General features: G+C 53.4%; 14 protein-coding genes. 7 read left to right on the forward strand and 7 right to left on the reverse strand.

Going from position 1 to position 13,491, the window contains the following annotated elements:
- Positions 1-24 precede the first annotated feature (24 nt).
- The 5 genes from AC6R1O_RS15460 to def form a co-directional block, all read right to left on the reverse strand.
- A complete protein-coding gene (locus AC6R1O_RS15460; RefSeq protein ID WP_500628969.1) occupies positions 25-1,470 on the reverse strand; it encodes a TrkH family potassium uptake protein in 1,446 nt (481 codons plus the stop codon).
- Positions 1,471-1,482: 12 nt separating this feature from the next.
- Entirely contained in the window at positions 1,483-2,859 is a 1,377-nt protein-coding gene (gene trkA / locus AC6R1O_RS15465; protein WP_334555495.1) for a Trk system potassium transporter TrkA, read from the reverse strand.
- A gap of 55 nt (positions 2,860-2,914) precedes the next feature.
- On the reverse strand, positions 2,915-4,240 hold the full coding sequence (rsmB, locus tag AC6R1O_RS15470; protein WP_500657332.1) for a 16S rRNA (cytosine(967)-C(5))-methyltransferase RsmB: 1,326 nt from the start codon (positions 4,238-4,240) through the stop codon (positions 2,915-2,917).
- Between the two features lie 83 nt (positions 4,241-4,323).
- Entirely contained in the window at positions 4,324-5,271 is a 948-nt protein-coding gene (fmt, locus tag AC6R1O_RS15475; RefSeq protein ID WP_500657333.1) for a methionyl-tRNA formyltransferase, read from the reverse strand.
- A gap of 36 nt (positions 5,272-5,307) precedes the next feature.
- On the reverse strand, positions 5,308-5,829 hold the full coding sequence (gene def, locus AC6R1O_RS15480) for a peptide deformylase (RefSeq protein ID WP_487903324.1): 522 nt from the start codon (positions 5,827-5,829) through the stop codon (positions 5,308-5,310).
- Between the two features lie 180 nt (positions 5,830-6,009).
- On the opposite strand from def, the gene AC6R1O_RS15485 reads away from it, so the two are divergent.
- From AC6R1O_RS15485 to AC6R1O_RS15500, 4 genes are read left to right on the forward strand one after another with little or no spacing between them, the layout of a single operon-like run.
- Complete coding sequence (locus AC6R1O_RS15485) at positions 6,010-7,134, forward strand: LysM peptidoglycan-binding domain-containing protein (RefSeq protein WP_500657334.1); 1,125 nt, start codon at positions 6,010-6,012, stop codon at positions 7,132-7,134.
- Positions 7,131-8,300 (forward strand): DNA-processing protein DprA, encoded by a 1,170-nt coding sequence (gene dprA / locus AC6R1O_RS15490; RefSeq protein ID WP_500632952.1) that lies wholly within the window; start codon positions 7,131-7,133, stop codon positions 8,298-8,300. The genes AC6R1O_RS15485 and dprA overlap by 4 nt, the downstream gene beginning before the upstream one ends.
- 2 nt (positions 8,301-8,302) lie before the next feature.
- Positions 8,303-8,782: a DUF494 family protein gene (locus tag AC6R1O_RS15495; protein ID WP_334555489.1), complete on the forward strand. Its 480-nt coding sequence runs from the start codon at positions 8,303-8,305 to the stop codon at positions 8,780-8,782.
- 27 nt (positions 8,783-8,809) lie between these two features.
- Positions 8,810-9,391 (forward strand): DNA topoisomerase family protein, encoded by a 582-nt coding sequence (locus tag AC6R1O_RS15500; RefSeq protein ID WP_334555488.1) that lies wholly within the window; start codon positions 8,810-8,812, stop codon positions 9,389-9,391.
- Between the two features lie 172 nt (positions 9,392-9,563).
- On the opposite strand, the gene AC6R1O_RS15505 is transcribed toward AC6R1O_RS15500, so the two are convergent.
- Together AC6R1O_RS15505 and purE are read right to left on the reverse strand one after the other, a co-directional pair.
- On the reverse strand, positions 9,564-10,697 hold the full coding sequence (locus tag AC6R1O_RS15505; RefSeq protein WP_487903321.1) for a 5-(carboxyamino)imidazole ribonucleotide synthase: 1,134 nt from the start codon (positions 10,695-10,697) through the stop codon (positions 9,564-9,566).
- A gap of 3 nt (positions 10,698-10,700) precedes the next feature.
- The gene (purE, locus tag AC6R1O_RS15510; RefSeq protein ID WP_334555486.1) at positions 10,701-11,186 is read right to left on the reverse strand and encodes a 5-(carboxyamino)imidazole ribonucleotide mutase; all 486 of its coding nucleotides are present in this window, start codon (positions 11,184-11,186) and stop codon (positions 10,701-10,703) included.
- Positions 11,187-11,428: 242 nt separating this feature from the next.
- On the opposite strand from purE, the gene hemF reads away from it, so the two are divergent.
- The 3 genes from hemF to AC6R1O_RS15525 form a co-directional block, all read left to right on the forward strand.
- Positions 11,429-12,346, forward strand: coding sequence for an oxygen-dependent coproporphyrinogen oxidase (hemF, locus tag AC6R1O_RS15515; RefSeq protein ID WP_500632951.1), 918 nt, complete (start codon positions 11,429-11,431; stop codon positions 12,344-12,346).
- Positions 12,347-12,436: 90 nt separating this feature from the next.
- Entirely contained in the window at positions 12,437-13,267 is an 831-nt protein-coding gene (gene aroE, locus AC6R1O_RS15520) for a shikimate dehydrogenase (RefSeq protein ID WP_500632950.1), read from the forward strand.
- Positions 13,268-13,270: 3 nt separating this feature from the next.
- Positions 13,271-13,491: DUF1488 family protein (locus AC6R1O_RS15525; RefSeq protein WP_500657335.1), on the forward strand; the 221-nt coding region annotated here is incomplete at its 3' end.

Consider the following 13,491-nt stretch of genomic DNA (forward strand, 5'->3'; position numbering starts at 1 on the left):
AGCCCACAGAGGAAGGCCGAGTGCCTATCGGCGCCAAAAGGCGGGGAAGAACAACACGAGCAAGGTGAGAATTTCTAGTCGCCCCATCAGCATCCCAAAACTGAGTAACCACTTGGCGGTGTCGGGCAGGGGAGCGAAATTGCCGGTGGGGCCGATGACACTGCCCATGCCCGGGCCGACGTTGGCGACTGCGGTAATCGCACCAGAAATGCTGGTGATAGGGTCAAGGCCGAGTGCACTTAAGCAACCTGCAATGAAAATAATGGTGATGAAGAACATCAAACCAAACGCCACCACTGAGCGCACAATATCATCGTTGACTGGGCGCTGATTGTAGCGCTGGACGAAGACCCCAGATGGGTGAATCAGTTTCATCATCTGCTTATTGAGCAGCGTAATGGCGATTTGAAAACGGAAGATCTTGATGCCGCCAGAGGTGGAACCCGAGCAGGCGCCCGCCATCATTAAGAAGGCAAACAAGGTGGTCGGCAGCGCGCCCCAGGCGGTGAAATCTTCTAAGCCGAACCCGGTGGTGGTGACCACCGAGACGATGTTAAACATGGAGACTCGCAGCGCATCCGCCACCGCGTAGCCATCACGCACCACCAACCAACTGGCAATGATCACGCTGCTGGCGAGAAACAAAAGGGTGAAACCGCGCACTTGCGCGTCACTGGCGAGCTCATTCAAACGGCGTTTGCGCAGCGCGGAGACAAAAAGCAAAAACGGTAACCCGCCCAAGAACATAAAGAGTGTGCCCACCCAATGCGCGCCATGGGAGAAATGGTTCATCGAACCGTCAGAGGTCGAGTAGCCGCCCGTGGACAAGGTGGTAAAGGCATGGTTGATCCCTTCAAATAGCGTCATGCCCGTCATCAAGTAGCCGAGCAGGCAAAGGGCGGTGAGGGTCAGATAGACGATGACGATGTTTTTCGCCACGGTTTTGGCGCGCGGGCTGCTTTTGTCTGACCAATCAGAGGATTCGGTATGAAACAGTTTCATGCCGCCGACATTGAGCATCGGCAAGACGGCGACCGCCATAACAATAAAGCCAATGCCGCCAAGCCACTGCAAAATCGAGCGCCACAATAAGATGCTCGGCGCCATCTCATCGAGCCCGCTGAGGACCGTTGAACCTGTGGTGGTGATGCCCGACATGGTTTCAAAATAGGCGTCGGTGAAGCTGATGTGATTGATGAACACAAATGGCAGGGCGGCAAATGCGCTGGCAATCGTCCACACCAAACTGGTGATGAGGAACATGTCTCGCACGCTCAGGCGAAAGTGCCGAGTTCGGCCAATCGTCAAGCAGACAAAGGCGACCAAGTGGGTGATCAGCACCGCTTGACCAAATTCCAAAAAGCCTGCAGTGCCGGTGACAAACGCCACCAGCGTCGGCACGTACATAAACAGCGCTAGCTTAGAGAGCACGAGGCCAATGACGAATAGAACCGGGCGAAAATTCACCATAAGGTCGTCCCCTTACAGGAAGAACGGACTCGGTTGGAAGAGGGTTTCCACGTCAGGGATGTATTTCTTATCGACAAGGAACATCACCACGTGGTCATCTTGTTCAATCACGGTTCTGTCGTGTGCAATAAGCACTTCTTCACCGCGAACAATGGCACCAATCGTGGTACCTGGAGGCAGTTTGATTTCACCAATCGCGCGGCCGACCACTTTCGAGGTCGATTCGTCACCGTGTGCCACCGCTTCAATCGCTTCTGCCGCGCCACGGCGTAATGAAGAGACGTTAACAATGTCAGCACGGCGCACGTGCGTCAGCAGCGCAGAAATCGTCGCTTGCTGCGGCGAAATCGCCACATCTATCACACCGCCTTGGACCAAATCGACGTAGGCACCGCGTTGGATCAGCACCATGACCTTTTTCGCGCCCATGCGTTTGGCCAGCATGGCGGACATGATGTTGGTTTCATCTTCGTTGGTGAGCGCAATAAAGACATCGACTTGGTCGATATTCTCTTCGGTGAGCAACTCTTGATCGGCGGCGTCACCACAAAAGACAATGGTGTTTTCCAGCTCTTCAGAGAGACGTTCTGCGCGTTGATAACTGCGTTCAATCAGTTTAACGCTGTAGGTGTGTTCCAGACGCTTGGCCAAGCTGGCGCCGATGTTGCCCCCGCCGACAATCATAATTCGGCGATAGGGTTTCTCAAGCCGCTGCAACTCACTCATGACGGAGCGAATGTGGTTGCTCGCAGCAACGAAAAAGACTTCGTCATCCGCTTCGATGATCGTGGTGCCTTGCGGACGAATAGGGCGACCTTGACGGAAAATCGCCGCCACGCGGGTGTCAATGTGCGGCATGTGTTCACGCAGCGCAGAGAGGGCGTTACCGACCAAAGGGCCGCCGTAGTAGGCTTTAACGGCCACTAGGCTGACCTTTTGCTCAGCAAAACTGACCACCTGCAAGGCGCCGGGGTATTGGATCAGACGTTCAATGTAGCTGGTGACCAGCTCTTCTGGTGCAATCAGATGATCGACCGGTACGGCACCGGATTGAAACAGGGCTTCTTTCTCGGCGAGATACTGGGGCGAACGAATACGTGCAATGCGGTTTGGTGTGTTGAACAAGGTGAAGGCCACTTGGCAGGCGGCCATGTTGGTTTCATCCATATTGGTCACGGCCACCAACATATCGGCGTCTTGAGCGCCCGCTTCACGCAGCACGTCAGGGTGGCTAGCGTAACCATTGACCACGCGCAGGTCGTACTTGTCTTGCAGTTCACGTAGGCGGTCGCTGTCTTTGTCGACGATAGTGATGTCGTTGTTTTCACCCACCAAGTTTTCTGCCAATGTACCGCCAACTTGTCCGGCACCGAGAATAATGATCTTCATCTTTTGCTCTCTTGAACGTCGTCATCGCCCCTATGGCGGGGCGCACTGTCCTTGTTTATTGCGGCGTGTTGCTTGACTTAAGACCTACCGCTTTTTCTTCACACCGCTTTTTTTTCAAAACTGCATAATAGAAGCCGTCCATGTCCTCTTCACCTGGAAGAATTTGTCGGCCAGGCTGAGATTCCTCACTGCCGATCAACTGTGCATCGGACGTACGTGAGAGGAAAGCGCGCACCTGCTCAACGTTCTCTTGCGGCGCAATCGAGCAGGTGGCATAGACTAAGGTACCGCCCGCTTTCAGTTGTTGCCACATGGCATCTAGGATTTCACTCTGCAACGCTGACAGCGCTTCAATGTCATCAGCGCGGCGCAGCCATTTGATGTCCGGATGGCGTCGAATCACACCGGTCGCCGAGCAAGGGGCATCGAGTAGAATACGGTCAAACTGCTCACCTTGCCACCACTGATGTGGGTAGCGCGCATCGCCGCAAATCACATCGGCTCTCAATTGTAATCGCTCGAGGTTGTCATGCACGCGGTTCAGGCGAGTAGGATCGGCATCAATCGCCACCACTTCGGTGTCTTGCGTGTGCTCAAGAATGTGTGCCGTCTTGCCACCTGGCGCGGCGCAGCAGTCGAGGATCAGCTCCCCTTCTTGTGGCTGAAGGTAATCGACAGACAACTGTGCGGCGGCATCCTGCACGGAAACCCAACCGCGATCGAAGCCGGGCAATAGGGTCACATCACAAGGTTTGGCCAATTTTATGGCGTCAGCGGCCTCGGGGTGAAGTGTGAATTCTATGCTTTCATCATTCAGGTAAGCGATGTACTGATCGCGGGTGTGGTGCTGGCGGTTGACGCGCAGCCACATCGGCGCTTTTTGATTGTTCGCCTCAACAATGCGCTCCCACTGCTGTGGGTAGTGCTCTTGCAGCAGCTTCAGTAGCCAGTTAGGGTGGCCATACTTGCCGGCATTGTGACTGGTCGCAAAGGCATCCAGTTCTTCTTGATTGCGTAGGTAGTTACGCAACACTGCGTTAATCAAACCGCGCAGGCTTGGGCCGCGCAAGGTTTTGGTCGCTTCCACGGTTTCCGCGACCGCCGCGTGCGAAGGGATACGCATAAAGCTCAGTTGGTAGATCCCCACCAAAATCAAATGGTGAAAAACGCGTTTTTTGCCCTTGAGCGGGTTATCCATCAATTCGTTGGCAATAGACTCCAAACGCGGCAAGTAACGCAAAGCGCCGTAGCAAATCTCTTGCAGCAGAGCGTGGTCACGCGGTTTGATTGTCTTTTGCGCGGCAGGCAGCGCATGCGAGAGTGATTGACCTTTGTCGACCACTTGGAAGATAACGTTAGCGGCAGCAGCGCGAACATTCATAATCAATACCTTAAATAAGGGAGGGCATCTCTGCCCTCAAAATGTACGTGATTCATTGCAGCGCAATGACAGGGTGTGAAGGGTTAGCTCAGTACCGAGCCCACTTCGAACCAACTTGCTCGGGCGTTGAGAATATTTTGCACCGACATGGCTTTTTTACCCGGCACTTGCAGTTGCAAAAGGACTAATACGCCTTTGCCTGTTGCGACATAGATGCCAGTTTTGTCTGCTTGGATAATGGTACCCGCCGCTTGGTCTGTGGTGTGCTCCGCCACGCGACTCTGCCACACCTTGATGCTGTTATCGGCCGCTTCAAAGTGGCTCATTGGCCACGGGTTGAACGCGCGCACGCAGCGCTCAATGTGCTCAGCGTCGTCATTCCAATCGATGCGGGCTTCCTCTTTGCTAAGCTTTTTGGCGTAGTTGGCTAGGGCATCATCTTGCTTAGTGGCGACGGCGCTGCCTTGTGCGATGTCAGTGAGGCAGTCCAATAGCGCACTTGGGCCTAAATCGGCCAACTTTTCGTACATGGACGCACTGGTGTCACTGCTTTCGATCGGCAAGCGCGCGATGGAGAGCATGTCGCCAGTATCGAGGCCAATGTCCATCTGCATGATGGTGACGCCGGTTTCTTCATCGCCCGCCCAAATGGCGCGCTGAATCGGCGCTGCGCCTCGCCAACGTGGCAAAATCGAACCGTGCACATTGATACAGCCAAGTTTAGGCGTATCCAATACCGCTTGCGGCAGCAGCAAACCGTACGCGACGACGACCATCAAATCGGCGTCTAAATCCGCCAACGCTTGCTTGGCCTCTTCAGACTTAAAGTTTTCCGGTTGGTAGACCGCAATGTCATGCTCAAGGGCAATCTGTTTGACTGGGCTCGCGGTGAGCTTTTTACCGCGACCTGCAGGGCGGTCGGGTTGGGTGTACACGGCAATGACGTCGTGCTCCGAAGACAACAACGCCGCCAAGTGACGGGCGGCGAAGTCCGGAGTACCAGCAAAAACAATCTTAAGTGGTTTGCTCAAGGTACGTTCCTTATCTTTTCTTTCTCAGTAATACGCTTACTTACCGGCGGATTGTTTCTCGTTGAAGCGCTTGATCTTCGCCAGTTTGTCTTGGATGCGTTTACGCTTCAGTGGCGATAGGTAATCGACAAAGAGCTTGCCTTCTAGGTGGTCAAGTTCGTGCTGAACACAAATCGCCAGTAGGTCATCCGCCTCGAAGGTAAATTCTTCACCATCGCGATTGAGCGCTTTGACTGTCACTTCGGCTGCGCGAGGCACTAAAGCGCGTGCGCCAGGCACCGATAGGCAGCCCTCTTCAATCCCATCTTCACCGCGTTTCTCGATGATTTCTGGATTGATAAGCACCATTGGCTCATCACGGGTGTCCGAAATGTCGATCACCACGATACGTTGGTGAACATCGACTTGGGTGGCCGCAAGACCAATTCCTTCTTCGTCGTACATGGTTTCAATCATGTCATCGACGAGTTTTTGAATCTCAGGCGTCACTTTCTCTACGGGCTTAGCCACGGTACGAAGGCGATCATCTGGGAATGTTAATACTTGTAATACAGACATATACACTCAAAATGTTGAACTGTGCCGAATCAGGGTAAAGCTTGTTGGCTCAATTCTAGACATTTTATAACCTAAATGACAGCATCATTACGCATTTTCCCTGCCACTCTCGGTGTCAATGTTGAGCACACACACCTAAGTTGAGCAGCGGTTTCTTTCAGATAACCAAGGATTTAGGTGATGGTGAGTTTCAAACGGTGTTCCAGTTGGCGCAGGCCACTTCTCTGCGTGATGACCTTGTGGGTAGCTTGGGTTCCTTTCTCTGTCTCGTCGGTGTTAACCCTCAAGCCCGATGCGCCCACGACGTATGTCGTGGTCAAAGGCGATACCTTATGGGATATTTCGGCGCTCTACCTCGATAGCCCTTGGCTTTGGCCACGGCTATGGCAGGTCAATCCCGATATTGATAATCCTCACCTGATTTATCCCGGTGACAAGCTCAATCTGATTTGGCGCAATGGTGAGCCGGTTCTGACGGTGAAACCGATGCACAAACTGAGCCCGAAAGTCAGAAAGCTTGATAAACAAGCGCTGCCGACGCTGCGTGAAGAGTGGGTGTTGCCGTACCTAGAATCGGATCTCTTGCTTGACGAGTCGTTATTGGCAGAGAGCGCCAAGGTGATTGGCTCGAGCAATGGCTTGCAATACCTCACCGGGCAACAACTGCTCTATGTCATGGGGCAGCAAGTGCAAGGTGAGTGGCATATTTACCGCAAAATGACCACCTTCACACGCGATGATAAGCGCGTCATTGCGCTGAAAAAAATCGCGGTCGCCGAGTCTGCGGATGAGCCTGCGGCGCCGAGCGATACGGACATGATGGCGCTCAAAGTTCGCCAACAAACGCAGGAAATTCTCGCGCAAGACATCGCCTTGCCCGTGCGTGAGGCTCAGTCTGATTTCAGTCAACGCTTTTATCCCCAGCCTTCACCTAAGGTCATCGATGCGTCCATCTTGGGGTCGCTGGAAGGCAGCCAATATGTGGGCAAGCATCAAGTGGTGGTCATCGATCGCGGCGCGCGCGATGCCCTACGTCAAGGCAGTATGTTCGACCTCTATCAGCCGGGTCACAAGGTGGCCAAAGCTGGCCAAGGGGTATTGGCTAGGCAAGAGGTGCAGCAATTGCCGGATGTGCGCATTGGGCATTTGATGGTGATTCGTCCTTATCAAGATTTTAGCTTGGCGCTGGTCACTCAGAGCGAGCAGCCGATTGCCACTGAAACCCGTTTGCGCTCACCCCTGGCGACGCTTAAGTCCGCTGAAGACGTTGTGGACGCAGAGCTACAGGGTAAGGAGCAAGGATGACAGAGCGTGAGCTGCGCGCTTGGCTGACGCTCTATTTTACGCCCAGAATTGGTCCGAAGACCTTTGAGCGTTTGCTAAAGGTGGCCGAGCCGCACGAGATTGTCTCCAGTTCGAGCGACGAGATGCGCGCGTTTGGCTTGAGTGAGCATCAGGTGGAGTATATTCAGCGGCGCGCAGAAAAAGAGGTGGATTGGTGTTTGGCTTGGCGCGAGCGCGAGGCGGATCACCATATCGTCACCCGTGACGCGAGTGACTATCCGCCACTGCTCGCCAACGCCCCAGCATCGCCGGCGGTGCTGTTTGTCAAAGGCAAGCTTGAGGCGATTCACTTACCGCAATTGGCTATGGTGGGCAGTCGCAATGCCAGTCAGGATGGGCTTTCGCTCGCCAGAGAGTTTGCCAGTGCGTTGGTCAAAGAGGGGCTGTGTATCACCAGCGGACTCGCGCTCGGCATCGATGGCTATGCCCATGATGGCGCGCTGAAAGCGGGCGGAGAGACGGTCGCGGTGCTCGGCAGTGGTCTTGGCGAAGTGTACCCTGCTCGCCACCGAGCGCTGGCAGAGCGTATCACTCAGCAAGGCGCGTTGGTCAGTGAGTTGCATCCGCAGGCCAAACCTAAGGCGGATCACTTTCCTCGCCGCAATCGCATTATCAGTGGCTTATCGCTGGGCGTGCTGGTGGTGGAAGCGGCCGAGAAAAGCGGCTCATTAATTACCGCGCGTTATGCCCTTGAGCAAGGCCGTGAAGTGTTTGCCATTCCCGGCTCTATTCATCAAGTCTATGCCAGGGGTTGCCACCGCTTAATTCAACAAGGGGCAAGCTTAGTTCAAGAGGTTGAGGACATCATGTGCGAGCTCGACAGCTTGCTGGCGTGGTCGCGGCAACAGGCGGATAAACAGAGCGAATCACGCACCCAGACGCCGAGCTGCTCGCATTTCCGAGCGCTTTTATCTCCTAACGATAAAGAAGCGACGAAAGTGAGCAAAGAAGAATTGCCATTTCCCGAGCTGTTAGCTAACGTAGGTAATGAGGCTACACCAGTTGATATCTTAGCATCGCGGACCCATATACCCGTGCAGGATGTCATGATGCAGCTCTTGGAGCTCGAGCTTTTAGGGCACGTTGTTGCAGTTTCCGGTGGCTACATTTTAAAGGGGAGGGGCTAGCTATGATGATGGATATTTTGATGTATCTGTTTGAGACCTACATCCATAGCGATGCAGAGTTACAGGTCGACCAAGATGAGCTAGAAGAAGAGTTACTTCGCGCTGGTTTTCATCAGAAAGACATATATAAGGCCCTGGTCTGGTTAGAAGAGTTGGCGGCGCTCCAGCAAACGGAAGCGCACTCAGCGATCTCTGTCAGTACCTCGTCTCCGTCTACGCGTATCTATACCGCCAAAGAGTGCGACCGCCTCAGCCTTGAGTGTCGTGGCTTTTTAATGTTTTTAGAGCAAGTGAGCGTGTTGACGGCGGAAACACGTGAGATGGTCATTGACCGAGTGATGGGGCTCGAAACCGATGAGTTTGAGCTTGATGACCTCAAGTGGATTGTCCTAATGGTGCTGTTTAATGTACCGGGCAATGAAAATGAATACACGCTTATGGAAGAGCTTCTTTACACCAAAGAGCAGGGTATCTTGCACTGATACCGTCGCTTTGCGACCCTAAGTGATATGAGTAATAAAATCGACCATCAGTTGTTTTCTGCCCACGAGCACGCCTTAGAACATCAGGCGTGCCCGAAATGCCAAGCTCAAGGCTTGGCGGGGGAGCTGTCGCTGCGCCATGGCAAACATGGTCCTTTCTTGGGGTGCACCTTGTACCCGCAATGCGATTACATCAAACCTTTGCATCAAAATGATGGCCACATCGTTAAAGAGTTAGGTGTGCCATGTCCTGAGTGTGGTCATGAGTTGGTGCTGCGCCAAGGTCGCTATGGGATGTTTGTCGGTTGCAGTCATTACCCTGAGTGTCACCACATTGAGTCGATCGATGCCCCTGCAGAGCCGAGTGAGGACAACGTCGCCATCGCCTGCCCTGAATGCCATCAAGGTCAGCTGACCGAGCGTAAATCTCGCTTTGGTAAGCTGTTTTATGCATGTGACCGCTACCCGAAATGCAAGTTTGCCGTCAATCAGCCGCCCGTCAGTGGTGAGTGCCAAGTGTGTGGGTTTCCACTGCTGGTGGAAAAGCACAGCGCAAAAGGCCAACAGTTGCAGTGTGCAGCTCGACGTTGTCAGGCCATTCAGTCTTAATTTTCGGCGAGTGCCTATTTAAGACTATATCGTGATTTAAGACTATACAGTGGTAAGGCGATATCGGAGCGGCCGAGCGTTACAGCAAATACAATGTCATTAAAGACAAAAAAGGCGCCATGAGCGCCTTTTTCAATCCAGTGTTCGCAGAGCCAACACTCATTTGATCCGATTACGATTCGAAGTTTTGTGCAAACTCATGCACCGCAGGGAAGGCATCGCTGTCGAGCAGGGTGGCCAGTTCACACAGCTTGCGTTGTAGCTCACCACTGTAGTCGCCGCAGACATTGATGTGACCCATCTTGCGTCCAGCACGCTTCTCTTTGCCGTACCAATGGATATGGCACCCTTCAATGGCCAGCAACGCTTGTGGCAGCGTATCTTCGCCAAGGATGTTGATCATCGCCGTTTCACGAACCAGTTTGGTGCTGCCAAGCGGCAAGCCACACACGGCTCTTAGGTGGTTTTCAAACTGACAGGTCTCTGCGCCTTGCTGCGTCCAGTGACCGGAGTTGTGCACGCGCGGTGCAATCTCATTCACGAGCAGGGTGCCATCGACATCGAAAAACTCAAGGGCAAGCACGCCCACGTAGTCGAGACTCTCGGCTACAGCGCTAAACATCGCCTGCGCTTGGTCTTGCAGCTTCGGGTCAGAAATGGCGGTCGATAGGCTTAGCACCCCTTGGGTGTGGACGTTCTCAGCCAGAGGGTAAACAGCGACTGAGCCGTCTTTGGCTCGTGCGCCCACCAAGGAAACTTCTCGGCCAAACGGGACAAACTCTTCCGCCACAATCGCTTGTGTCTCACTGGCTTGGATGCATTGTGCCATCTCTTGCCAAATGCTGTCCGCTTGAGCGGCGTCTTTCAATCGCCATTGGCCTTTACCATCGTAGCCACCTAGGGCACTTTTCAGCACCATAGGAATGCCGACTTTTTCGATCGCGCGATCAAAATCTTCCCGGCTCTCAATGACATGGTAGTTGGCGTTGCGAACGCCCGCTTTGTCTAATAGCGCCTTCTCAATACGGCGATCGCCACCGGTTTTGATCGCTTCTGCTGACGGGTAAAACTTCCCGCTTTGCTCGCAGAGGGTCAAAATATCGTGTGGGATATGTTCAAACTCAGCCGTGATCACATCGGCACGCTCAATGGCATTGCGAAGACCGTGGCCCACCACGTGTTGGGTGAGAGGATGGACAATGTTTTCACTGCCGACATCGTACGCCGAGATCTCAATGTTCAGTGGTGCGCCCGCAAGAGACATCATTCGTGCTAATTGGCCTGCACCTAACACCAACACATGCATGGTTTAGTCCTCGGCTGGGTTTGGGTTAGCAAGGACGGTCTCAGTTTGCTCTTGGCGAAACGCTTCGACCTTCTCCATCACGGACTCATCGTGGGTACCGATGATTTGCGCGGCCAAAATACCCGCATTCGCTGCGCCCGCTTCGCCGATCGCCAGTGTACCGACCGCGATGCCTTTTGGCATTTGCACGATAGAAAGTAGCGAATCCATCCCTTTTAGGGCACGTGATTGAACAGGAACACCCAAGACAGGTAAGCTTGTGAACGCCGCAGCCATGCCCGGCAGGTGCGCAGCGCCGCCAGCGCCAGCAATGATCACTTTCAGACCGCGCTCTTTCGCGCTGTTGGCGTAGTCTGCCAATAATTGAGGAGTGCGGTGCGCAGAGACGACTTTAGTTTCGTATTCAACACCAAATCTATCCAGCATTTCCGCGGCGAGCTTCATTGTTGGCCAATCTGATTTTGAACCCATGATGATACCGACTTTCATCTCAAACTCCTTCAACCTTTTGTGTGGAATGAAAAACAGGATGTGTCGTAAACCCAGTACAACCACATCGCCAATTTGTGCGCATTATACGGCGTTTTCCCTAGCAAGCAAACGTTTGCGCGCACTTTGAACCGCGCAGTGATTAGTCTTCGACGCAGATTCTTTGTACACTGAGTCTCATCCCAAGAAGACGCAGCCAGTGACTGCGTGGTGAAACAGGGCCTACCCTGCAAGGAAGTAAAATGTCAGAAATCGATAAGCAGGCGGTGAAGCAGTTTTTGTTGGCACTGCAAGAGACCATTTGTCAGCAGCTTGAGCAGGCCGACGGCCAAGCGCTGTTTGTTGAGGATGCGTGGCAGCGTGAACCCGGAGAGCGGCTCGGTGGCGGTGGTCGCACCCGAGTGATGAAAGCAGGCGCGGTGTTTGAGCAAGGCGGCGTCAACTTCTCTCATGTCTCTGGCAAAGCGATGCCCGCTTCGGCGACTGCCCATCGCCCAGAGTTAGCCGGGCGACGCTTTGAAGCCATGGGTGTGTCATTGGTGATGCATCCGAATAACCCTTATGTACCCACCTCCCATGCCAACGTGCGCTTTTTTATTGCCGAAAAAGAGGGCGAGGCGCCGATATGGTGGTTTGGCGGCGGGTTCGATTTGACCCCTTTCTACCCATTTGAAGAAGATGCTCAGTTCTGGCATGGCAGTGCGAAAGAGGTGTGTGAACCTTTTGGTCGAGACGTGTATGCCAAGCACAAAAAATGGTGTGATGATTACTTCTATCTGCCGCACCGTGATGAAACGCGTGGCGTCGGTGGGCTATTTTTTGATGATCTCAACGAGTGGCCATTTGATAAGTGTTTTGATTACATCAAAGCGGTCGGTGAAGGGTATACCCAGGCGTATTTGCCGATTGTTGAGCGCCGCAAAGAGACGCCCTACACTGACCGAGAGCGTCAATTTCAGCTTTATCGCCGTGGTCGCTATGTGGAGTTTAATCTCGTCTATGACCGAGGAACCTTGTTTGGTTTGCAAAGTGGTGGCCGAACCGAGTCGATTTTGATGTCGATGCCGCCACTGGCTCGCTGGGAGTACAATTATCAGATTGAGCCAGACAGCCCTGAAGCGGTTTTGTATCGCGATTTCCTCAAACCGCGTGATTGGTAACGTGTTTATCTCTGCATAGCGCTTGATCCTGGCCGGGATAGTGATAGGGTCAATGACCGTTGACCCGTTTATTTTTGTGTAGGTAAGGACATGACACAACCTCTTGACCGCTATGTGGTGTTTGGCAATCCCATTAGCCAAAGTAAATCGCCTTTTATCCATACCTTATTTGCTCGCCAGACCAACCAAGCGTTAACCTATCAAACGCAGCAGCCTGAGATCGGCACATTCAAAACGGCGGTAGCGGAGTTCTTTGCCGCAGGTGGTAAGGGGTGCAACATCACCGCACCGTTTAAAGAAGAGGCGTTTCAGTTTGCGACCCGCCTGACTGAGCGAGCGCAATTGGCCGGTGCCGTTAATACCTTAAAGAAGTTAGATGATGGAGACATCATTGGTGATAACACCGATGGTGAAGGATTAGTGCAAGATTTGCTTGCCCAGCAAGTGGTACTGAAAGGGGCGAGAATACTATTGCTTGGCGCTGGCGGCGCGGCGCGCGGCGTGATCAAACCGCTGCTCGACCAGCACCCGCACTCAATAGTGATCGCCAATCGCACCAAAGCCAAAGCATCACAGTTGGCAGAGCTTTTCGCTGAGTTTGGTGTGGTGCAAGCCGCCTCACTGGAAGAGGTCGAGACTGGCTTTGATGTCATCATTAACTCAACGTCGTCGGGATTGAGTGGTGAGTTGCCAGCGGTATCTCCGACCATTTTTCAAGGTTGCCAAGTGGTGTATGACATGGTCTACCGCGCAGGCAAAACGCCTTTTAATGCCTGGGCGGAACAATCGGGTGCGCCCGTCAGCTATGATGGCTTAGGGATGTTGGTTGGCCAAGCGGCGGAAAGCTTTATGCTGTGGCGAGGTTTACGTCCAGGCACTAAGCAGGTGCTGCGCGAGCTGCGTAAAAATTTACAAGGGTAAAAGATGAATCAATCGATTTTGTTTCCCGATCGACAGCATTGGGATGAAGAGCGCGCTGCGGTTTGCTTTCCTGCTCAGCAAGCGGGTGCCTTGATTGAGTGTGTGGTGAGCCAAGCGGTACTGGAGTCGTATGCGCAGCAAAGCATTACCTCGGGTCAACACGCCATCGAACTGTTTGAACAATGGCGCTTTGACCTCGAAGAGCAAGCTGAGTCTTTAATAGA

It is taken from the genome of Vibrio sp. R11-SG3-ISO3-SZ, assembly GCF_059834345.1.

What these genes read in the sequence shown, in the direction of transcription:
- AC6R1O_RS15460 (WP_500628969.1), bottom strand. Translation starts at nt 1,470, where the DNA reads ATGGTGAATTTTCGCCCGGTTCTATTCGTCATTGGCCTCGTGCTCTCT.
- trkA (WP_334555495.1), bottom strand. Translation starts at nt 2,859, where the DNA reads ATGAAGATCATTATTCTCGGTGCCGGACAAGTTGGCGGTACATTGGCA.
- rsmB (WP_500657332.1), bottom strand. Translation starts at nt 4,240, where the DNA reads ATGAATGTTCGCGCTGCTGCCGCTAACGTTATCTTCCAAGTGGTCGAC.
- def (WP_487903324.1), bottom strand. Translation starts at nt 5,829, where the DNA reads ATGTCTGTATTACAAGTATTAACATTCCCAGATGATCGCCTTCGTACC.
- AC6R1O_RS15485 (WP_500657334.1), top strand. Translation starts at nt 6,010, where the DNA reads ATGGTGAGTTTCAAACGGTGTTCCAGTTGGCGCAGGCCACTTCTCTGC.
- dprA (WP_500632952.1), top strand. Translation starts at nt 7,131, where the DNA reads ATGACAGAGCGTGAGCTGCGCGCTTGGCTGACGCTCTATTTTACGCCC.
- AC6R1O_RS15495 (WP_334555489.1), top strand. Translation starts at nt 8,303, where the DNA reads ATGATGATGGATATTTTGATGTATCTGTTTGAGACCTACATCCATAGC.
- AC6R1O_RS15500 (WP_334555488.1), top strand. Translation starts at nt 8,810, where the DNA reads ATGAGTAATAAAATCGACCATCAGTTGTTTTCTGCCCACGAGCACGCC.
- AC6R1O_RS15505 (WP_487903321.1), bottom strand. Translation starts at nt 10,697, where the DNA reads ATGCATGTGTTGGTGTTAGGTGCAGGCCAATTAGCACGAATGATGTCT.
- purE (WP_334555486.1), bottom strand. Translation starts at nt 11,186, where the DNA reads ATGAAAGTCGGTATCATCATGGGTTCAAAATCAGATTGGCCAACAATG.
- hemF (WP_500632951.1), top strand. Translation starts at nt 11,429, where the DNA reads ATGTCAGAAATCGATAAGCAGGCGGTGAAGCAGTTTTTGTTGGCACTG.
- aroE (WP_500632950.1), top strand. Translation starts at nt 12,437, where the DNA reads ATGACACAACCTCTTGACCGCTATGTGGTGTTTGGCAATCCCATTAGC.